20 protein-coding genes are annotated in these 21,103 nt (G+C 62.3%); 13 read left to right on the forward strand and 7 right to left on the reverse strand.

The annotated features are described in order from the left end of the window. Nucleotides 1–51: 51 nt before the first annotated feature. On the forward strand, nucleotides 52–1,035 hold the full coding sequence (gene dgcA / locus J2Y48_RS18145) for an N-acetyl-D-Glu racemase DgcA (protein WP_310420777.1): 984 nt from the start codon (nucleotides 52–54) through the stop codon (nucleotides 1,033–1,035). Here the strand turns inward: dgcA and J2Y48_RS18150 are convergent. The 3 genes from J2Y48_RS18150 to J2Y48_RS18160 form a co-directional block, all read right to left on the reverse strand. Then, the gene (locus tag J2Y48_RS18150) at nucleotides 987–2,207 is read right to left on the reverse strand and encodes an MFS transporter (protein ID WP_310420779.1); all 1,221 of its coding nucleotides are present in this window, start codon (nucleotides 2,205–2,207) and stop codon (nucleotides 987–989) included. The genes dgcA and J2Y48_RS18150 overlap by 49 nt on opposite strands. Before the next feature lie 152 nt (nucleotides 2,208–2,359). After that, nucleotides 2,360–3,190, reverse strand: a complete 831-nt coding sequence (locus J2Y48_RS18155) for a UDP-2,3-diacylglucosamine diphosphatase (RefSeq protein WP_310420781.1) — start codon at nucleotides 3,188–3,190, stop codon at nucleotides 2,360–2,362. A 118-nt stretch (nucleotides 3,191–3,308) separates the two neighbouring features. After that, nucleotides 3,309–3,713, reverse strand: coding sequence for a nuclear transport factor 2 family protein (locus tag J2Y48_RS18160; protein WP_310420783.1), 405 nt, complete (start codon nucleotides 3,711–3,713; stop codon nucleotides 3,309–3,311). 238 nt (nucleotides 3,714–3,951) lie between these two features. On the opposite strand from J2Y48_RS18160, the gene J2Y48_RS18165 reads away from it, so the two are divergent. The 4 genes from J2Y48_RS18165 (at nucleotide 3,952) to J2Y48_RS18180 (ending at nucleotide 11,090) form a co-directional block, all read left to right on the forward strand. Further along, entirely contained in the window at nucleotides 3,952–6,264 is a 2,313-nt protein-coding gene (locus tag J2Y48_RS18165) for an NADP-dependent malic enzyme (RefSeq protein ID WP_310420785.1), read from the forward strand. A gap of 193 nt (nucleotides 6,265–6,457) precedes the next feature. Then, entirely contained in the window at nucleotides 6,458–7,114 is a 657-nt protein-coding gene (locus J2Y48_RS18170) for a CBS domain-containing protein (protein WP_310420787.1), read from the forward strand. A 104-nt stretch (nucleotides 7,115–7,218) separates the two neighbouring features. Continuing rightward, nucleotides 7,219–9,681: a phosphoketolase family protein gene (locus tag J2Y48_RS18175; RefSeq protein ID WP_310420789.1), complete on the forward strand. Its 2,463-nt coding sequence runs from the start codon at nucleotides 7,219–7,221 to the stop codon at nucleotides 9,679–9,681. 89 nt (nucleotides 9,682–9,770) lie between these two features. Continuing rightward, a complete protein-coding gene (locus J2Y48_RS18180) occupies nucleotides 9,771–11,090 on the forward strand; it encodes a glucoamylase family protein (RefSeq protein ID WP_310420791.1) in 1,320 nt (439 codons plus the stop codon). A gap of 1 nt (nucleotide 11,091) precedes the next feature. Here the strand turns inward: J2Y48_RS18180 and J2Y48_RS18185 are convergent, their stop codons facing one another. Beyond that, nucleotides 11,092–11,307, reverse strand: a complete 216-nt coding sequence (locus J2Y48_RS18185) for a hypothetical protein (protein ID WP_310420793.1) — start codon at nucleotides 11,305–11,307, stop codon at nucleotides 11,092–11,094. A gap of 657 nt (nucleotides 11,308–11,964) precedes the next feature. On the opposite strand from J2Y48_RS18185, the gene J2Y48_RS18190 reads away from it, so the two are divergent. From J2Y48_RS18190 to J2Y48_RS18215, 6 genes are all read left to right on the forward strand, one after another. Beyond that, a complete protein-coding gene (locus J2Y48_RS18190) occupies nucleotides 11,965–13,002 on the forward strand; it encodes a GH25 family lysozyme (protein ID WP_310420795.1) in 1,038 nt (345 codons plus the stop codon). A 402-nt stretch (nucleotides 13,003–13,404) separates the two neighbouring features. After that, complete coding sequence (locus J2Y48_RS18195) at nucleotides 13,405–13,914, forward strand: hypothetical protein (RefSeq protein WP_310420797.1); 510 nt, start codon at nucleotides 13,405–13,407, stop codon at nucleotides 13,912–13,914. 164 nt (nucleotides 13,915–14,078) lie between these two features. Further along, entirely contained in the window at nucleotides 14,079–14,990 is a 912-nt protein-coding gene (locus J2Y48_RS18200; protein ID WP_310420799.1) for a J domain-containing protein, read from the forward strand. A 1-nt stretch (nucleotide 14,991) separates the two neighbouring features. Next, complete coding sequence (locus tag J2Y48_RS18205) at nucleotides 14,992–15,306, forward strand: chaperone modulator CbpM (protein WP_310420802.1); 315 nt, start codon at nucleotides 14,992–14,994, stop codon at nucleotides 15,304–15,306. Nucleotides 15,307–15,345: 39 nt separating this feature from the next. Next, nucleotides 15,346–15,513: a hypothetical protein gene (locus J2Y48_RS18210; RefSeq protein WP_310420804.1), complete on the forward strand. Its 168-nt coding sequence runs from the start codon at nucleotides 15,346–15,348 to the stop codon at nucleotides 15,511–15,513. A 190-nt stretch (nucleotides 15,514–15,703) separates the two neighbouring features. Further along, complete coding sequence (locus J2Y48_RS18215; protein ID WP_310420806.1) at nucleotides 15,704–16,024, forward strand: DUF1883 domain-containing protein; 321 nt, start codon at nucleotides 15,704–15,706, stop codon at nucleotides 16,022–16,024. A gap of 18 nt (nucleotides 16,025–16,042) precedes the next feature. Here the strand turns inward: J2Y48_RS18215 and J2Y48_RS18220 are convergent, their stop codons facing one another. Together J2Y48_RS18220 and J2Y48_RS18225 are read right to left on the reverse strand one after the other, a co-directional pair. After that, nucleotides 16,043–17,350, reverse strand: coding sequence for a replication-associated recombination protein A (locus J2Y48_RS18220; RefSeq protein ID WP_310420808.1), 1,308 nt, complete (start codon nucleotides 17,348–17,350; stop codon nucleotides 16,043–16,045). After that, nucleotides 17,347–18,738, reverse strand: a complete 1,392-nt coding sequence (locus tag J2Y48_RS18225) for a DegQ family serine endoprotease (RefSeq protein WP_310420812.1) — start codon at nucleotides 18,736–18,738, stop codon at nucleotides 17,347–17,349. The genes J2Y48_RS18220 and J2Y48_RS18225 overlap by 4 nt, the downstream gene beginning before the upstream one ends. Nucleotides 18,739–18,945: 207 nt before the next feature. Here J2Y48_RS18225 and msrP point away from each other — a divergent pair, with 207 nt between their 5' ends. Continuing rightward, a complete protein-coding gene (gene msrP, locus J2Y48_RS18230) occupies nucleotides 18,946–19,887 on the forward strand; it encodes a protein-methionine-sulfoxide reductase catalytic subunit MsrP (protein WP_310420814.1) in 942 nt (313 codons plus the stop codon). Nucleotides 19,888–19,889: 2 nt separating this feature from the next. Further along, entirely contained in the window at nucleotides 19,890–20,537 is a 648-nt protein-coding gene (msrQ, locus tag J2Y48_RS18235) for a protein-methionine-sulfoxide reductase heme-binding subunit MsrQ (protein WP_310420886.1), read from the forward strand. Nucleotides 20,538–20,545: 8 nt separating this feature from the next. Here the strand turns inward: msrQ and J2Y48_RS18240 are convergent, their stop codons facing one another. Next, nucleotides 20,546–20,983 (reverse strand): hypothetical protein, encoded by a 438-nt coding sequence (locus J2Y48_RS18240; RefSeq protein WP_310420816.1) that lies wholly within the window; start codon nucleotides 20,981–20,983, stop codon nucleotides 20,546–20,548. Nucleotides 20,984–21,103 lie beyond the last annotated feature (120 nt).

The raw sequence follows: 21,103 nt of genomic DNA on the forward strand, positions 1-21,103 counted from the left end.
TTATCGGATCGTTGCACCGCCTGAAAAATTCGAACGGGAGCCAAAGAAGACATGCGCCGAACCCTTGCCTCAGCCACAGAAACCTTTCCGATCGCCGGCGGCTTCACGATTTCGCGCGGAACCAAGACCGAGGCGGCCGTCGTCACCTGCCGAATCACCGCAGACGGTCATACCGGCTGGGGCGAATGCGTGCCCTATGCGCGCTACGGCGAATCGCTCGACAGCGTTCTGGCGGAAATCGCCGCCGCGACGGCGGCTGTCGAAGCCGGCGCCTCTCGCGACGAACTGCGCCGGATCATGCGGGCCGGTGCCGCTCGCAACGCCGTCGATTGCGCATTGTGGGATCTAGAGGCCAAGCTCTCCGGGACGCCCGTGTCGTCCACGATCAACGCCACGCCGCCACAGCCGCTCACCACCGCCTATACGATCTCGCTCGGCGAACCGGAGGTCATGGCCGCCCAGACCGCCCGCCACGCGGATCGCGCCCTGTTGAAGGTGAAGGTCGGAACCCCGGACGACGCGACACGCATACGCGCCGTTCGCGCCGCCGCGCCGAAATCCCGCATCATCCTCGACGCCAATGAGGGGTGGACCGGCGAGACGCTCGCCTATCACTTCGCCATCTGTGCCGAGGCAGGCATCGCCTTGATCGAACAGCCGCTTCCGGCGGGTCGGGACGAGGCGCTGGCGCAGGTGAAGCGCGTCGTTCCCGTCTGCGCGGACGAGAGCGTGCATCTGGCGTCCGATCTCGCAGCGCTAACCGATCGCTACGACGCCATCAACATCAAGCTCGACAAGGCGGGCGGCCTGACGGAAGCGCTCGACTTGCGCGCCGAGGCGGCCCGTCTCGGGCTACAGGTCATGGTGGGCTGCATGGTCGGCTCGTCGCTCGCCATGGCCCCCGCGGTCCTGCTGGCGCAGGGCGCGGATTTCGTCGACCTGGACGGCCCGCTTCTTCTTGCGCGCGACCGGGAGCCCGGACTTCGCTACGAGGGTTCGTTGGTGTTCCCGCCAGATTCCATTCTCTGGGGCTGAATGCTGCGGGCCAGAAGCACCAGCACCAGTCCGAGAGCCGCGACCACGGACATCGCGTAGAAGCCGTCGATGCCGTACCAGGCGAAGAGATAGCCGGACAGGAACGTCGTCAGGGCCATGAAGATGCCGTTGTAGAAGAAGTACAGCCCCTGCGTGGAGGCTTCCTTCTCCTCGGCGAGCCGTTCGATGATCCGCCCCTGCACGCCGACATGAATGGCGGCGAAGGTGAAGGCATGCAGGCTCTGCAATGCGAAATAGCCGAAGAACCCCAGGTCATGGGGGAAGGCGACCCACCGGAACATCGCAACCGCGCTGCCGAAGACAATCATCGTCCAGAGACTAAAGCGGCGGCACAGGCGGGCCGACACGATGAAGAACAGCACTTCCGCGGCGACACCGACGCTGAACAGCAGGCCGATTTCAGTGCCCGAGAAACCCTCCGCGCCCCACAGGATTGCGGAAAAGGCATAGAACATGCCGTGGCTGGCATTTACCAACGCCGCGCCGAGCATCATCAATTGCACGTCCATCTGGCCGGCCAAGCCGGTCGGAGCAACCGGCAGCGCCGATATCGGTGACGCCCGGCGCGGCTTGCCGATGCGCGGTGCGATGAATGCGGCCATGACCGTGGTGATGAAGCCCACGGTCATGGCCGGCAGCACCATCGCACCACCGAATATCCCGGCAAGCCAGCCGCCGATCATGGTCGACACGATGAAGGCGAGCGAGCCCCAGAACCGCATGCGGCTGTAGTCGAAGTGCCAGCGGCGCACGCCGCTGAGAGCAATTGCGTCGGTGATCGGCAGATAGGGCGCATAGACGATCCCCTGCAGCGTATAGAGGATCAGCACAGGCCAGAAATGTTCCGTAGAGAGCAGCGCGATGGCAGTCGCAAGCGACATCGCTCCGGACCAGACAAGCACGCTCGCCCGATCGCCGATCCGGTCGGCAATCATACCTGCAATCGGTGCGGTAAAGACGCGGACCACCATCGGCACGGCCAGCACCACGCCGATTTCCCAATCCGTCATCGACAGCGTATTGAGCCAGATCGGAAAAAACGGCAGGGCGATGCCGTTCACCAGCATCGGCGCGCAGAAGACAATCGCGATCCGCAGAACGAAAAGGCGCGGCGGACCAGCGGTCGCGACCATGCCGTGAGGCGCGTGCATGTTTGGAACCTGAATAGAGAGATAGGCAGAATTACCACGCCAAGGCAGATGCGCCAATCCGTGATTTCTGCCAGCCCCTGCGGGTCCCCGCCTCTCCGGTTCGGTCGATAAAGTCCGATGGCGCGTCTCGGGATTTTAGCCCACGCCGGTTTTTACGCGGCCTCCGGCGCTCGCACCTGCGCGGCTGGCGCGTCTACGGCAGCGGTCACGGCTGAACGGGCAGCCGGCGACGGCCAGGAGATCAGTTCCATGCGGCCGTCGAAATGCTCGACGACGGCCGTGCAGCTCTCCACCCAGTCGCCGGTGTTGATATAGCGTATCCCGTCCAGTTCCTCGATCACGGCATGGTGGATGTGCCCGCAGATCACACCGTCGGCGTCGTGCCGGCGCGCCTCTTCGGCCACCACGTGCTGGAAGGCGCCGATGAAGTTCACCGCGTGCTTGACCCGCAGCTTCGCCCAGGCCGAGAATGACCAGTAGGGCATGCCGAGACGCCGGCGCGCGGCGGCAAGCACGATGTTGATAGCGATCGCCGCGTCATAGGCCCAGTCCCCGAGATAGGCGAGCAGGCGGGCATTGCGCACGACGACGTCGAATTCGTCGCCGTGCAGCACCAGGTAGCGTTTGCCGTCGGCCGCCTCGTGGATGATCTGTTGTGCGACCTCGATGCCGCCAAAGTGAACGCCGGGGAAGTCCCGCAGGAATTCGTCGTGGTTGCCAGGGATGTAGATGATGCGGGTCCCCTTGCGCGCCTTGCGCAACAGTTTCTGGACCACATCGTTGCAGCTCTGCGGCCAGTACCAGCTGCGCTTCAGCCGCCAGCCATCGACGATATCGCCGACAAGGACGATCGTCTCCGCCTCATGGCACCGCAGGAAATCGAGCAGAAAGTCCGCCTTTGCCGCCCTCGAGCCAAGGTGAACATCCGACAGGAACAAGGTTCTCACGCGGCACACGTTCGGTGTCGGGTCGTTGGCACTCATCCCATGCACTCCGGCAATACCTCTCGGGGAGAGCCTCCCCCCAAGCAGGTGAAAACCAGACTCGTGTATCAGCAGGATGACAGCCGCCGCGCCGAACGCTCACTCTTTCGCGCTGCGGCTACCCGATGACCTGGCGGGCAATGGCGGCACTGTCGCGCGCACCCCAACGACAGGTGATGCGGCCGTCCTCGATGACAAACCACTCCATCGCGGTGATCTCGTAGGAGCGTCCGGTCGGCTCGTGGCCAGCGACCCCGCGGAACGTCCCGGTAAAGCGGCCCGTCTCGCGAAGCCGCACCACGACATTGGCGCCGTCGGCAACGATATCGAGTGCTTCGAGCCGCATGTTCATCCCCTCGTGCAACTCACGCCAGATCGGAGCGACATCGGCAAGCACGCCGAAACCAAGCACGCCATGAATTTTTGCGTCCGGGGCGAAAAGCTCTGCGAGCCTCTCCAGGTCGAATGCGTTGAATGCGGCAATATATTCCTGGACGATGGATTTGTTTGCTTCCGCTTTCATCGGGGCCTCCTTGGCTCAAGCGACGTTTTCATACGATCAACAGCGACGCATCACAACCATTGGTCGTCACTGCCGCCACGCCTTTGATGGTGGCGCCGCTGGTCATCCCACAAAGGCAGGGTTGGTGGTTGCAAGTAAGGACAATTGGGGCTTTATGGCGTTGGTCCCAACTTCACGGCGCGCCCCATCCGTGCCAGAAGGACGGCCGAAAGAGCGAATGGAAACGGGCAGGAAGAACATGACCACTGGCGACAAATCGAAAGCGAATTCCAAGCCGACGAGCGGCGACATCGACCAGCAGGCCCTGTTCTTTCATCGCTACCCCCGCCCCGGCAAGCTGGAGATCCAGTCGACCAAGCCGCTCGGCAACCAGCGCGACCTGGCGCTCGCCTATTCGCCGGGCGTTGCCGCCCCCTGCCTTGCGATCCGCGACAATCCGGAAACGGCAGCGGACTACACCGCCCGTTCCAACCTCGTCGCGGTCATCTCGAACGGCACCGCCGTGCTGGGCCTCGGCAACATCGGGCCGCTTGCCTCCAAGCCCGTGATGGAAGGCAAGGCCGTCCTTTTCAAGAAGTTCGCCGGCGTCGATGTCTTCGATATCGAGATCGACGCGGCAACCGTAGATGAGATGGTCAACGTCATCTCCGCCCTCGAGCCGACCTTCGGCGGCATCAATCTCGAGGACATCAAGGCGCCGGAATGCTTCGACGTCGAACACCGGCTGCGCGAGAAGATGGACATCCCCGTCTTTCACGACGACCAGCACGGTACGGCGATCATCGTCGCCGCAGCGATCATGAACGGGCTGGAACTCGCCGGCAAGGACATCGCCAAGGCGAAGATCATCGCGTCCGGCGCCGGAGCCGCCGCCCTCGCCTGCCTCAATCTGCTCGTTACCCTCGGCGCAAAGCGCGAGAACATCTGGGTCCACGACATCGAAGGCCTCGTCTACAAGGGCCGGGAAGCGCTGATGGACCAGTGGAAGGCCGTCTACGCCCAGGAGTCCGACAAGCGCGAGCTGGCGCAGACGATCGACGGCGCCGATGTCTTCCTCGGCCTTTCCGCGGCCGGAGTCATGAAGCCCGAGCTGTTGGCGCGCATGGCCGAAAGGCCGCTGATCATGGCGCTGGCGAACCCGACGCCGGAGATCATGCCCGAAGAGGCCCGCGCCGCAAGGCCCGACGCGATGATCTGCACCGGCCGCTCCGACTTCCCCAACCAGGTCAACAACGTTCTCTGCTTCCCCTACATCTTCCGCGGCGCCCTCGATTGCGGTGCCCGCACGATCAACGAGGAGATGAAGATGGCGGCGGTTCGGGCCATCGCCGCACTTGCCCGCGAAGAGGTCTCGGACGTGGCGGCACGCGCCTATTCCGGCGACACGCCGGTATTCGGCCCGAATTACCTGATCCCCTCGCCGTTCGACCAGCGCCTCATCCTGCGCATCGCCCCGGCGGTCGCGCGCGCTGCCGCCGAAAGCGGTGTCGCCACCCGGCCGATCGCCGATTTCGACGCCTATCTGGATCAGCTCAACCGCTTCGTCTGGCGCTCGGGCTTCATCATGAAGCCGATCTTCGCGGCAGCGAAAAAGGCGGAAAAGAAGCGCGTGATCTTCTCCGAAGGCGAGGACGAGCGCGTGCTGCGCGCGGCCCAGGTGTTGATGGAGGAAAACATCGCCCAGCCGATCCTGATCGGCCGGCCGCAGATCATCGAGGCCCGGTTGAAGCGTTACGGCCTGCGCATCCGCCCCTCACAGGATTTCGAGGTCATCAACCCCGAAGACGATCCACGTTACCGCGAATATGTCGACGACTATTTCAAGCTGGTCGGCCGGCTAGGCGTGATTCCGGAGGCCGCCCGCACCATCGTTCGCACGAACCAGACGGTCATCGGCGCGCTCGCGGTGCGCCGTGGTGAGGCGGACGCGCTGATCTGCGGTGTCGAAGGACGCTATGCCAAGCACCTGCGCGACGTTCGGCAGATCATCGGCCTGCGCGAGGGGGTGACCGACTTCTCCGCCCTCAGCCTACTGATTTCCCAGCGGGGAGCGACCTTCTTCACCGACACCTATGTCAACTTCGAGCCGAGCTCGGAGGAAGTTGCGCAGATGACGGTGATGGCGGCCAAGGAGATCCGCCGCTTCGGCATCACGCCGCGTGCGGCGCTGGTTTCGCATTCCAATTTCGGCTCGCGCGATTCGGTCAGCGCTTTCAAGATGCGCAAGGCCATGGACCTTGTCCGTGAAAGGGCGCCGGAACTGGAGGCCGACGGCGAAATGCACGGCGATTCCGCGATATCCGAATTGCTGCGCCAGCGCGTGATGCCCAGCAGCACGCTGACCGGCGAGGCCAACCTCCTGGTGTTTCCGAACCTTGACGCCGCGAACATTTCGCTCGGCGTCCTGAAGACGATGATGGACGGTCTTCACGTCGGTCCGATTCTGCTCGGTGCCGCCATGCCGGCTCACATCCTGTCGCCTTCGGTGACCTCGCGCGGCGTGGTCAACATGGCGGCGCTTGCCGTCGTCGAGGCGTCGTACCCGGGCTGATCGCTCCATCTGCAGCACAGAGCCGCCGCGGCCCGTAACGGAGCCGCGGAGGCTGGCTGACGCCGCAAGCGCAAGCGTTGTGCTGCTCGAATCTCAAGGACAGCACCTCCCCTCGTGCCGGTGCCCAAACGGTTGTCGAACTCCCGCAACAGGGTTAACGTGAGGCTCCGCTAACGTTCGAGCTGGAACCGAGATGCGCGTCAAGGATGTCATGTCGTCGACCGTTGTCGGTGTGTCGCCTGACAACAGCATCAGGCAGGCGGCCCGGATCATGCTGGACCATCGCGTCAGCGGCCTTCCCGTCGTTGGCGGGGACGGGCAGCTTGTGGGTATCATCAGCGAAGGCGATCTGATCCGCAGAACGGAACTGGGGGGAGGATCGACCGCTTCTGCTGCCGAGATGACAGAACCGGCCGAACATCGCGCCAATGCCTACATAAAACGTACTTCCTGGAAGGTCGGCGACGCGATGACGCCCGACCCGGTGACAATCGATGAGAATGCCACCATTTCGCAGGCCGCAACCCTCATGCAGCGACATGGCATCAAGCGCATCCCGGTCATGCGGGACGGGACCCTGGCGGGGATCGTCAGTCGCGCGGACCTGCTGCACGCAATCACAGCCGCCAGGCCGGATGAAACCGCATCGGGAGATGAAGCCATCCAACGAAGCGTCATGGTTCGGCTTCTGGAAAATACCGGCCTGGAAGCACTCGGCCTCAACGTGACCGTGGAAAATGGGATCGTCCATCTCTGGGGCGTTGTGGAGTCACCGGAATGCAAACGGGCCGCTCGTACCGTAGCGGAAAGTGTCTACGGCGTGCGGGGCGTCGTCGAGCACTTTACCTGAGCGTCTGCGCGTGGATGGCCCGCCGTCGCCGTATCGCGTAGTAGCGCCCCGGCGGGATAGCAACCAACTTCTCGAACGCAATCCGACTTGGCAAGGAGGCTTCGATGGAACCGGACAAGACGGACAAGGGCAAGCAAGAACGGACGACCGATACGCGAACAGAAAACGCTCTTGCCGCAGAAGAGCTTCGCCTGTTGGACGCATACTGGCGGGCATCCAACTATTTGTCCGTCGGTCAGATATACCTTCTCGACAATCCTCTCTTGCGTGAGCCTCTCAAACGCGAGCACATCAAGCCGCGCCTGCTCGGACATTGGGGGACATCCCCTGGCCTGAACATGCTGTATGTGCATCTGAACCGGGCCATCAAGCGGGACAAGCTCGACATGATCTACGTGATCGGCCCCGGCCATGGCGGTCCGTCGCTGGTCGCGCACGCCTATCTCGAAGGCACCTACAGCGAGTTCTATCCCAATATCAGTGAGGACGCGGAGGGCATGAAGCGGCTGTTCAAGCAGTTCAGCTTCCCCGGCGGCATCCCCAGCCATGTCGCCCCGGAAACCCCTGGCAGCATCCACGAGGGCGGTGAACTCGGATACGCACTCAGCCACGCCTATGGCGCGGCCTTCGACAATCCGGACCTGATCGTCGCGTGCGTCGTCGGCGATGGCGAAGCGGAGACCGGCCCGCTGGCGACCGGTTGGCAGGGCAACAAGTTCCTCAATCCGGCCCGCGACGGCTGCGTGCTGCCGATCCTGCACCTCAATGGGTACAAGATCGCCAATCCATGTTTCCTCGCCCGCATTCCCGAGGACGAATTGCGCAAGTTCTTTGAAGGTATGGGTTACCGGCCGTATTTCGTCGAAGGACACGAGCCCGACAAGGTCCATCAGCAACTGGCAACCACGCTCGATGCCGCAGTGGCGGATATCAAGGCGATCTGGACCGACGCCCGCGTCAACGGCAACCTGAATCGGCCGGCGTGGCCGATGATCGTCTTTCGCACACCGAAGGGCTGGACGTGCCCGAAGGAAATCGACGGCAAGAAATGCGAGGGCTACTGGCGATCGCACCAGGTGCCGATGGGCGAGATGGACAAGCCGGAACACATTCGCATTCTCGAACAGTGGATGAAGAGCTATCGTCCGGAGGAACTGTTCGACGCCTCCGGCAGGCTGCGGCCCGAGATCGCATCGTTGGCGCCCGCCGGCCATAGCCGGATGAGCGACAACCCGCACGCCAATGGCGGCCTGCTGCTGCGCGACCTGAAGCTGCCGGACTTCAGGGACTATGCCGTCGAGGTTCCAAGCCCTGGAGCGAAGACGGCGGAATCCGCCCGCGTCATGGGGAAGTTCCTGCGTGACGTCATGAAGTCGAACATGGAAAGCCAGAACTTCCGCCTGTTCAGTCCCGACGAGAACAATTCCAACCGCTGGCAGGACGTGCTCGAGGTGACGGACCGTTGCTACATGGCAGAGATCTATCCCGAGGACGATCATCTGTCACCGGACGGCCGCATCATGGAGGTTCTCAGCGAGCACCAATGCCAGGGATGGCTGGAAGGCTATCTCCTGACCGGCCGGCATGGCTTCTTCTCCTGCTACGAGGCCTTCATTCACATCATCGACTCCATGTTCAACCAGCATGCGAAATGGTTGAAGGTGTGCAACGAGATTCCATGGCGCCGGTCGATCGCCTCGCTGAACTATTTCCTCAGTTCGCATGTCTGGCGACAGGATCACAACGGCTTCAGCCATCAGGATCCGGGCTTCATCGATCATGTCGTCAACAAGAAGGCCGACGTGATCCGCGTCTACCTGCCGCCTGACGCAAACACGCTTTTGTCGGTCACCGACCATTGCCTGCGCAGCCGCAATTACGTCAACGTGGTCGTCGCCGGGAAACAGCCCGCGCCGCAATGGCTGACCATGTCCGAAGCGGTCCGGCATTGCAGCATGGGGCTTGGCATCTGGGAATGGGCCAGCAATGACAAAGGCAGCGAGCCGGATGTCGTGATGGCCTGTTGCGGTGACGTTCCGACCCTGGAGACACTTGCGGCAGTCCAGTTGATACGGGAGCACCTGCCCGAATTGAAGGTGCGGGTCATCAACGTCGTGAACCTGATGAAGCTGCAGCCGGCGGAAGAGCATCCGCACGGGCTGTCGGATCGGGATTTCGACGCCCTGTTCACCAGGGACAAGCCGATCATCTTCGCCTTCCACGGCTATCCATGGCTGATCCACCGCCTGACCTACCGCAGGACCAACCACGCGAACCTGCATGTTCGCGGCTACAAGGAGGAAGGAACGACGACGACGCCGTTCGACATGGTGGTTCTGAACGAGCTCGATCGCTTTCACCTCGTCGGCGATGTCATTGACCGGCTGCCGCAGCTCGGTGCGCGTGCGGCCTACTTCAAGCAGGCGATCCAGGCGAAGCTGATCGAGCACCGCGAGTACATCGAGAAGCACGGTGACGACATGCCTTCCATCAGTGGCTGGAAATGGGGCACCAGGGCGCCCGCTGATGCGACGCGGAAAACGTCCACGGAAGGAGACAACATGTGACGGCGTGGACGTCCTGACCGGTAATGCGACGGTGCCACTTGCCGGAGGCGGTCGCTGCGACGATCTCCGGCTTGGCTCTGGATAGCGCGATGTCCCAACTGCCTTCGACCGCTCCGGAATTGCATCGGATGCCGACGGATCAGGATCTTGGTCGGCTGCAATTCACCACGCTTCTATACTACCTTCAATGCACCAATCCGGATAACGGGCTCGTGAGGGACAAGACGGCGCCCGACACGCCTGCGAGCATCGCCGCTATTGGAATGGCGCTCGCGACAATTCCGGTGGTGGTGGAGCGCGGCATCGTCATCCGCGAGTTTGCGGCCAAGATCGCGCGGCGACGGCTGCAGTTCCTGCTGTCCTGCCAGCAAGGGCCTGAAACGGACGCTTCCGGGTACAAGGGCTTCTTCTACCACTTCCTCGACATTGAAACGGGTCGCCGGGTCTGGGAGTGCGAATTGTCCACCATCGACTCGGCCTTCCTGTTCGCGGGCGCGTTGACGGTGGCCACGTACTTTGACGGCGATGCCGCCGAGGAGACCGAAGTCCGCCATCTTGCCAATGAACTCTACGAGCGGGCCGACTGGACCTGGGCGTGCGATCACGGTCTGACGCTGACGCACGGCTGGAAGCCTGAGAGCGGATTCCTTCCCCATCGTTGGCGGGGATACGACGAGGGCCTGCTGCTCTACATCCTTGGGCTGGGGTCGCCAACGCACCCGTTGCCGCCGGAATCCTATGTCGCCTACACCGAGAGCTACGAATGGCGAAATATCTACGGTCGCGAGTTGCTTTACTCCGGCCCGCTGTTCACCCACCAACTGTCACACATGTGGATCGACTTTCGCAGCATCCGCGACGACTTCATGCGTGAACATGACAGCGACTACTTTCAGAACAGCCGCCACGCCACCTACGTCCACCAAGAGTACGCCATCCGCAATCCCCTGCATTTTTCTGGCTACGGAGAACATTGTTGGGGTTTTACGGCCAGCGACGGTCCCGGGTGGATCAAGAGGAACGTTGACGGCGTGGAAAGGGAGTTCTTCGACTACCTAGCGCGCGGCGCGCCATTTGGCCCGGACGATGGAACCGTGTCGCCATGGGTCGTCGTCGCATCGCTTCCATTTGCACCGGAGATCGTCGTTCCCACCGTCAGGAACTTTGCGCAGATGGACCTGGGCATGACCCGGCTCTATGGCTTCAAGCCCTCCTTCAACCCGTCTTTTCCTGTTGAAGGGAAGTCGGCCAAATGGTGGGTCAGTCCCTTTCATTTCGGCATCGATCAGGGCCCGGTCGTGCTGATGATCGAAAACTATCGGACGGGCCTGCTGTGGAACACCATGCGTCGATGCGAGCCGATCGTTGCCGGGTTGCGCAGGGCAGGTTTCTCAGGGGGATGGCTCTGAATTAGTGACGGCGGAAACGCGTCTCCATGATCGCCAGGATCTCGGTCGATTCTCGAATGCCGCTTCGATAGAGATAGACGATCTGCTTTCCGACTTCGTCACATAAGGCGGAATGATGGGCGACATGTTCGTTCAGACAGATCTCGTCGAGCACCTTCTGCAACCGCTCAACCTCCCCTGGTGAGAGGAATCCAGCACAATGAAGGTCTGAGAGCATGGCAAGAACCTCCTCTACTTTTGAGCACAGAGAGCCCGCAAGCGCGCGCCAGTCCAACTTCTTGAAATTAAATGAACACGGCGACCATGTTGAATTCGACGCAGATGGTCGGGCCGCACACGGGGACGAGGCGCTTCATCGTGTGCCGCCCCCCACGGGTACTGCAACAATAGCCCTTCCCGTGCTGCTCGTAAAGCAACGCAAAATATACGCATTTGCACTTCGCACCGATTTCCGGTGCCGTTGTCATGCACAGGCACGGACGTCCGTCTACTATGAGGACCTCTCCACGCGGCGACATGCCCGTTCGCCCGGCGGGCGTCGCGTCTGATCGAACACCGGACGCCATAAACCGTCCCAATGAAGTGGCCGGGCATCCCGGCCATTTCGCTGCCTGAGCGATCACTTTTCTGCTATCGCCCTACTTCCCCTCGATGCGGGCAAAGGTGCTCCCTCGCCTTGTCGGTGTGCGGCATCTCGAAAACGCGACAAAGGTCTGGAAACCGACCGGCCTCACCCTTCACCCGTCGGCAGGAGCCCCGATTTGTATAAAGATCGGATTAAGTCTTTGTTGGTAATTACCCGTTAGCCTTGACGTTCCAATGGTCCCGGACGGCGCATTCGATGCCGTCTGTTTGTTTTGCGTAGCGGGTTTCCATGCGTTTATCGGCTGTTCCAGCAATCTTCCTTCTCGGTTTGGCACTCGCGGGCTGCGGGGGCAGATTCGGTGGCGATGACACCCAGGCCAAGCGCCCGTCCCGGGAGACGACGAGTTCAGTCGCCAGGGCCGCTTCGGCGATGCCCGCAGCGAGTATCGGTGAGGTCGCCGCCGCACAGGACAGCGAGCAGCAGACGGAGCTCGCCTGGGCGGGACAGGTGCCCGACCAGCAGGCGTTCGAGGCGGTGACGCGGACGGCCGGGATGGCGATCCCCTCGCAACGGCCGTTGCAGACGTTGGCGCCCGCGGCACCGGCGATCGGTTCGGCACCGGGTGGGCGCAGCAAGGTCTACGGCCAGCGCTTCCGCGACGCCAAGCCGATCAATTTCGGCAAGACATCGCCGCGCAATCATGCCGTCCATGGCGTCGACGTGTCGCGTTGGCAGGGCGAAATCGACTGGGTGACCCTGCGTCAGCAGGGGGCGAACTTCGCCTTCATCAAGGCGACGGACGGCGGCGACCACCTCGATCCGATGTTCAGGAAGAACTGGCAGCGGGCGAAGGACGCCGGGATCAAGCGTGGCGCCTACCACTTCTTCTACTGGTGCAGAACGGCCGGCGAGCAGGCCGACTGGTTCATCCGCAACGTTCCGAAGGAGCCGGGCGCGCTGCCGCCGGTGATCGACGTCGAATACAATGCCGAATCCAGCTGCAAAAAGCGGCTATCGCGCGCCAAGGTGCTGGAAAAGATGCAGGTGTTCATGGACAAGCTGGAACGCCATTACGGCCAGCGACCGATCATCTACACCGCTCCGGACTTCTATGCCGACAATCTCAGCGGCGAGTTCCTCGACTACCCGTTCTGGCTGCGTTCGGTCGCCGCCCACCCGTCGAAGCGCTATCCGGGCCGCAAGTGGGTGTTCTGGCAGTATTCCGGCTCCGGCCTGTCGCATGGCGTCAGCGAGAAAATCGACCTCAACGTTTTCCGCGGCAGCGTGGAAGATTGGCACAATTGGGTCGGCGGGCAATCCAGCTGAGATTCTTCTCGTAAAATCGACGACCCGATTGTCACGTTCGACGGCCCTGGCCGTCGAACGCTTTCGTCTCTTGTCCAGCGGCAAGAACAAACTGGCCTAATTGTCCCGCAAACAGCTCGCAGGCGATGAACCGGTTCATCGGTGCCGGCCCGGGGAATGGCACGGAGCTGGACACGGTGACCCGAACCGATATTGACGCGGTGAATTTCCCGACTTCCGTGATCGCGCCACCAGCATCGGCCGCACCGGCACAGGGCGACGCTGTGTGTCGTCCGATCGATCGGCTTCAGTCGCATCCACCAATCGAAGCAGGTGGTAACCGCTCGCCTTCGCGCCGTGTTTGAGACAAGATGGACCATAGCGTTCTCGTCACCGGCTATCGAAGATTACCGGAACAGACCCATGGTGCGTGTATCGCAGATCCTTCCGCGCTGTCTGTTGTTGCTGCTCGCGGCGCATCCCGTCATGGCCGACGAAACGGCGTTTCTGAATTCGCTCACCGGCAACTGGAGCGGCAAGGGTACGGTCATCACCCGCATCGGCAGGCCCGCGATCAACGTCAAGTGCCGCCTCGTCTCTACGGCCGATGGCGCGTCGATCGAAATGAAGGCGACGTGCCGCGGCCTTCTCGTGGTCAGCCGGACAATCTCCGCAGCGCTGAATGTCGACGCCGGGCACTACACAGGTATCTACATAGGTCCGACCGGCCGCCGCTCCACGCTTTCCGGAAACCGGCAGGGAGATTCCATCAACCTGGATGTCCGCTGGAGCCGGATCGTCAACGGCGACCGGTCGGCGCAGATGACGATCGAGAAGATCGGCGCCAGCGGCCTCAGGCTGCGAACCGTCGACAAGGACCTGACGACAGGAAAGGACGTCGCGACCAGCGACATTGTCCTGCAGCGCAGCTAGTGTCACCAGGTAACCTTGCTGGCACTCCAACCGGCGAATGAGTTGCCGCATCCCTGTCCATTCCCGTTCCCTGCCCTATGGTTGAGATCAGGGCGAAGACGTGACACGTTTCCTGTACCGGCCGTTGTCCACGATGCAAATGTCATGGTTCGAGGGAAGAACGAATGAGCCGCAGCCCATACGAGGTCCTTGGCGTCGGCAAGAACGCGACCCAGAAGGACATTCAGAGTGCCTATCGCAGGCTTGCCAAGAAGCTGCATCCCGATCTCAATCCCGGCGACAAGGGTGCCGAGGACAGGTTCAAGGCCGTCTCGGCGGCCTACGCTCTGCTCGGTGACGAAGAGAAGCGCGGGAAATATGACCGCGGCGAGATCGACGAGACCGGCGCGGAGACGCCACCCAGGCACTTCTATCGCGAGTACGCATCGGCGGGCGATACGGCCGGTCGATACGAGAGCGCGCACAGCTTCTCGGATTTCGGCGCCGACGACGACATCTTCTCCGGTTTCTTTTCAAGGCGCAGCCGCGGTCAGCGCCAGACGAAGGGGCGTGACGCTTACTTTTCCATGGAGCTCGACTTCCTCGAGGCCGCGAACGGCGCGAAGAAGCAGATCAGCCTGCCCGACGGCCCGCCGATCGATTTGACAATTCCCCCCGGCACACGCGACGGCCAGACGCTGCGGTTGCGCGGCAAGGGTGAGCCGGGAATGAATGGCGCCCCCGCAGGCGATGCCCGCATCGAAATCCGCGTACGCCCCCATTCCTTCTACAAGCAGGATGGCGACGACGTCCGCTACGAGGTTCCGATCTCCCTGTCCGAGGCGGTGCTTGGCGGCAAGATCCGCGTACCGACGCTCGACGGCGCGGTCAACGTCACGATCCCGGCGAACTCCAACACCGGCAAGGTCCTGCGACTGAAAGGCAAAGGCCTGCACAAGCCGAGCGGCGGGCACGGCGATGCCTACGTGACCTTGCAGGTAATGTTGCCGACCGCAGCGGATCCCGACCTCACCGCCTTCGTTCAGGGCTGGGAAGCCGGAAAGGCACAGCGGCCGCGCAAACACATGGGAGGCTGAGATGAAGGACACCGAATTCTGCAGCAATCTCGAAATCGAGATCGCAGTCCTCGATTTCTGGGTCGATCACCACTGGCTCGTCCCGGAAGAGCAGAACGGAATGCGTATCTTCCATGAAGCGGACCTGGCACGGGCGCGCCTGATCCAGGACCTCGTGGGACCGATGGGCGTCAACGTCGACGGTGTGGACGTTGCCATGCGGCTTCTCGACCAGATCCACGGCCTTCGTGGTAGACTCACCGTCCTGATGGAAGCGATCCGCACCCAGGATCAAGACGTACAGAGGCGCATTCTGGCGTTGATCGACAAAGAGTAACCGCACGATGGCCGAACAACGCCAACACGGGAGCTTGTGATGACCAAAGGAAAGCAGCCGGCAAAGCAACCGAGGCAGCCAAAACCGTCCGAGGATGAAAAGGCGAAGCGAAAGGCGGAAAATGACTATCTCGACGAAGCGCTCGAGGAATCGTTTCCCGCGAGCGACCCGATCGCGCCGCCCAAATTCGACGACAGCAAGAACTGACGATCGCGCCGCTGTCGCGGGAAACTGGCGCTGTGGCTCTGGGGCTCCGGCGGCCGATCCGTCGCCGTTTCCATTTCTCCACAGCAACGGGTCGCCGCGCCACGCTGTGCGCAATTTGCCCTGCACTGCCAACTGATCCTTAACGGCTGAGCCGCATATTACCGCGGAGTGATGACACGGCAGGGCGGCAATGGCGCAGATCAGTTTTCCCTTCACCCACTATGACCTCAAGGATATCCGTGCCGGCGTCACGATCGAGATCACGCTTTCGGCCATAGCGAACGTGCGCCTGATGACCAATGATGATTTCGATCGGTTCAAGAACGCGCGCCAGCACCAGTTCCTCGGCGGCGTGGCGAAGAAATCGCCGATACGGCTGACGATACCGAAGGACGCCCACTGGCATGTCGTCGTCGACATGGAGGGGCATGCAGGCAAGGCTGAATCCTCGATCCGGGTCGTATCGAAGCCGAAAATGGCCGCAGGTCCTCGCATCACCGCCACTGCCTGAACGCGGAGCCGGACGTGCTCAGCCGCGATCACGCCTGAGCTTTGCCCACCAGTCCAGCCGTTTGCGGATCTCCCGCTCGAAGCCGCGCTCCGGCGGATCGTAGAAGGTTTTCCGACCCATCTTCTCGGGAAAATAATCCTGGCCGGAAAAGGCGTCCGGCTCGTCGTGGTCGTAGCGGTAGCCGTCGCCGTAGCCCTCGCCCTTCATCAGTTTCGTCGGCGCGTTGAGAATATGCTTCGGCGGCAGGAGCGACCCGTTTTCCTTGGCCGCACGCGTCGCCGCCTTGAAGGCCGTGTAAACGGCATTCGATTTCGGCGCCGTGGCGATATAGACGCAGGCCTGGGCAAGCGCCAACTCTCCCTCTGGTGAGCCGAGGAAATCGTAGGCGTCCTTGGCGGCGTTGCAGACCACAAGCGCCTGCGGATCGGCCAGGCCGATGTCCTCCACCGCCATCCTGACCAGCCTGCGGCCAATGAACAGCGGATCCTCGCCGGCATCGAACATGCGGCAGAGGTAATAGAGGGCGGCATCGGGATCCGAACCGCGGACCGATTTGTGCAGAGCGGAAATCAGGTTGTAGTGACCGTCCTGCCCCTTGTCATAGACCGGCGCCCGCCGCTGCACGACGCGGAAGAGATCATCCTGGCCGAAGACCTCATCGGGGCGCGCCGCACGCCAGACCTCCTCCGCCAGCGTCAGCACGGCCCGGCCATCACCGTCAGCCATGCGCAGCAGCGAGGCGCGCGCATCTGGTTCCAGCGGCAGGGACCTTCCTTCCGTCGCCTCGGCCCGCTTGAGCAGTTCCTCGAGGCTGTCCTCGTCGTGCGGCTTGAAAGTCAGCACGCGCGCCCGAGAGAGCAGAGCCGCGTTGAGTTCGAAGGACGGGTTTTCCGTCGTCGCTCCGACAAGGATGATGGTTCCATCCTCCATCACCGGCAGGAAACTGTCCTGCTGGGCGCGGTTGAAGCGATGGATCTCATCGACGAACAGCAATGTCTGCCGGCCGCCCATCCGGCGCTGCCGGGCCGTATCGAACACCTTCTTCAGGTCGGCAACTCCGGAAAAGATTGCCGAAATCTGCTCGAAGCCGAGCCCCGCCTCGCCCGAAAGCAGCCGGGCGACCGTCGTCTTGCCGGTACCCGGCGGTCCCCAGAAAATCATGGAGCCGAGCGAGCCCGAAGCAATCATCCGGGAGAGAACGCCATCATCCCCCGTCAGATGCTCCTGGCCCGTGACCTCGCTCAGGGACTGCGGCCGCAGGCGATCGGCTAGCGGTCGCTTGGCGGCCATTCCTTCCGGCTCGGAGGGGGCGAACAGGTCCGTCATCGGAAATACTGGCGAATTTGCTGGCCGTCGCGCTCGATCACGACCCGCCAGACGGAGGGATCCTGGGAAACCAGACCTTCGAGGATTTCGGTGGACGCGACGTTGGTGCCGTTCAGCTCGACAATGATATCGCGTGGCTGAAGGCCGATACGGGCGGCCGGCGATCCGCGGTTGATGTCGGTCACGACAACCCCCACGGAGCTTGCAGGCATGCGCAGTTCCTCGGCAACACGCGGCGAAAGATTGGCCACCACGGCGCCGGAGAACGGATTGCGCCCCTCGATCAACCGCTCGTCACGCGGGGTCGATTCGGGGGCGCGATCGAGCGCAATCGTCAACACCTCCTCCTTGCCGCCGTCGCTGACCGTCAGCTTCGCCGTGCCGCCGATGCCGACCGTCGCCAGCCGATAACCGAGCGCATCGGGATGTTCGACGGCGATACCGTTGACGGCGGTGATCACCTCGCCCGCCTTCAGGCCGGTCTTTTCCGCCGGGCTGCCCGGCAGGACCTTCGACACGAGCGCGCCACGCGCCTTGCTCAGCCCAAGCGCTTCGGCGACATCCGAAGTCACGGCATCGAACGTCGCGCCGACAAACGGACGGTCGAAAGTGGTCCGACCACCGACAGCACTGGCCACGAAAACCTTGACGAGGTTTGCGGGGATCGCGAAGCCGACGCCGTTCGAGCCGCCGCCGCGCGAAAAGATCGCCGTGTTGATGCCGATCAGCTCGCCCTTCATGTTGATCAGGCCGCCGCCGGAATTGCCGGGATTGATCGAGGCATCGGTCTGGATGAAGAAGCCGAAATCGCCGGCCTTCACCTGATTGCGCGCCAGCGCGGAGACGATGCCGCTCGTCACGGTCTGGCCGACGCCGAAGGGGTTGCCGATCGCCAGCACGAGATCGCCGACCTCGACGGCGTCGCTGTCGCCAAGCGGAAGCGTGTCGAATGCGTCCTTCGATTCGATCTTCAGCACGGCAAGATCGACCCGATCGTCCTTTAGAAGCACCTTGCAGGGATATTCGCGACCATCGGCAAGCGCCACCTTGATGTCGTCGGCCCCCTCGATGACGTGATTGTTCGTCACCACGATGCCGTCCGCACCGACGATGACGCCGGAGCCGAGCGAGGCCTGCTTTTGCGACCGGTTCGGCATACGCTGGCCGAAGAACTCGTCGAAGAAGGGATCGTTGAAGAGCGAGCGCCGCTCCACCACGCGTTCTGCATAGACGTTGACCGTCGCATTCGCAGTCTTCTTGACCAGCGGCGCAAAGGAGAGCTGCATCTCCACCTGCGAGGCGGGCACGGATTTTTCCTGTGCGAGAGCGGGCGCGCAGACCGGCAGCAGAAGAAGGATTGCCGTCGCAAGGCCATGGCCGAATTTCATCAAAGATTCTCCCTTTCGTTGCCGCCACGTTCAGATAAGATTTGGCACGAAAAAAGGCAAATGCACCAATGCTGCCGGGTGCGAAAATGACTCACGGACCGCGCACGAAATCGTGGTCGTTCGCCCCCTATCTTCGTGATTGAAACTTTGGTGTCATTCGGCCCATTAAGACAATCGGGCCCGATTTGTTCCTTCGAGGAAACCGCCATGACCGCCTACCGCCCACCGAAGATCGCCGCCCACGAGATCACCCCTGAGGCCATTTTCATGAACCGGCGCAGTTTTGTCGGGGCCGCCGCCGGCGGATTGCTTATCGCGTGGGCGGACAGCGCGCACGCGGCTGCGCTGAAGGCCTCCGCTTCCGCATTCAAGGCCGGCGAAGCACCGACGCCGGAAAAGGATGTGACGAACTACAACAACTTCTATGAGTTCGGCATGGGCAAGGGTGACCCGGCGGCCAACAGCGGCGATTTCCAGCCGAAGCCATGGACGGTGACTGTCGGCGGCATGGTGACCAAACCACGGGAGTTCGGTCTCGATGACCTGCTGGCGTTCCCGCTCGAGGAACGCATCTACCGCATGCGTTGCGTCGAGGCGTGGTCGATGGTCATCCCCTGGATCGGCTTCCCACTGACAACCCTGCTCGACAAGGTCGAACCGCTCGGAAGCGCCAAGTATGTCGCCTTCGAAACGATCGTCCGACCGGAGCAGATGCCCGGTCAATCCGGCTACTTCCAGCCGCTTCCCTGGCCCTATGTGGAAGGGCTTCGGCTCGATGAAGCCCGACACCCGCTGACGATCCTGTCCGTCGGGCTCTATGGAAAGACGCTGCAGAACCAGAACGGCGCGCCGGTCCGCCTTGTTGTGCCGTGGAAATACGGTTTCAAGGGCATCAAGTCGATCGTGAAGATCACGCTCACCGACAAGCAGCCGCCGAACACCTGGAACACCGCCGCGCCGAACGAATACGGCTTCTACGCCAACGTCAATCCGGCGGTCGACCATCCGCGCTGGAGCCAGGCGACGGAGAACCGGATCGGCGCAGGCGGCTTCTTCGGCGGCAGCCGGCGCGATACCCTGCCTTTCAACGGCTACGCCGACGAGGTCGCGAGCCTCTATGCCGGCATGGACCTTGTGAAGAACTTCTGATGATGGCCGCGATCCCCGCCCTGCCCCGAAAATACCACGGCGCTTCCGTGTGGGCGCTCTATGCGTTCGGCTTCATTCCGGCCATCTACGGCTTCTATCTCGGCGCCACGGGCCAACTGCCCGGCAATGCGATCAAGGAGTTCGAGCACCTGCTCGGCCTCTGGGCGCTGCGCTTCCTGATCGCCACGCTTTGCATCACGCCGCTTCGCGACCTGTTCGGCATCAACTGGCTGCGCTATCGCCGCGCACTCGGGCTGCTCGCCTTCTGGTACGTGGTCATGCACTTTTCGACCTACCTCATCCTCGACAAGTACTTCGACTTTCCGACGATCGTTGCGGACATCGCCAAGCGCCCGTTCATCACCATCGGCATGGCGGCCTTGACGATGCTGATCCCGCTCGCGCTGACCTCTAACTCCAGGTCGATCCGCAGACTCGGTTCGCGCTGGAACAAGCTGCACAAGCTCGTCTACGTCATCGCCGCCGCCGGTGCGCTGCACTTTGCGATGTCGGTGAAGATCGTGGGGCCGGAGCCGATGATCTATATCGCGATCATTGCAGCACTTCTCATCTGGCGACCGCTTCGCCCGCACTTCAACCAGTGGCGACGCGGACAAACCGCACGAACAAGCTACCAGCGGGCATTGTAAGCCCGCACCTAGCGCAATTGTTTTGCTGGCGGCTCTCGCAATAAATCCATAACCGAATTCAAATTCTCGGGTGTATCATCCAAGATTGATGGTCCTCGACAAACGTCATCAACGATTTCAATTACCGGAACACCATCGCGGTCGATCACGGCGCGCAAACCCACGATAACTTGCGCCGAGCGAGCCCATTCATCGCGCCCTGTGGCATGAACCCACGTCGCGGTCCAATGTTTCACGTGCTTAAAAGTACCGGTAAGGCTCTCAATTGTATCAAGCTCCAGCACCGATCGCCCGAATGTCGCCGGCGTATAACCAACTACCTTTGCCCGGATCACCACTTCAGCGCTCCTCAAAATGCTCAACTTGAATGGCTTAGGCACAGTGCACGCCAAGCTTGGATTCGCGGCGGCCAATCCAAATGCAATCGAGCAAAGCAACCGCTTCATGCGCCTCTTCTCCGCTATCTGCGGTCGCTGCCAAGCAACTTGGCCCACCAGGTCTGTGTCAGCAAGTCTGACAACAAAAAAGGCCGGGCGCTTGCGCACCCGGCCTTTTCATTTCATTCC

Origin of the sequence: Mycoplana sp. BE70, assembly GCF_031455855.1 — a bacterium.
Classification (GTDB): domain Bacteria; phylum Pseudomonadota; class Alphaproteobacteria; order Rhizobiales; family Rhizobiaceae; genus Mycoplana.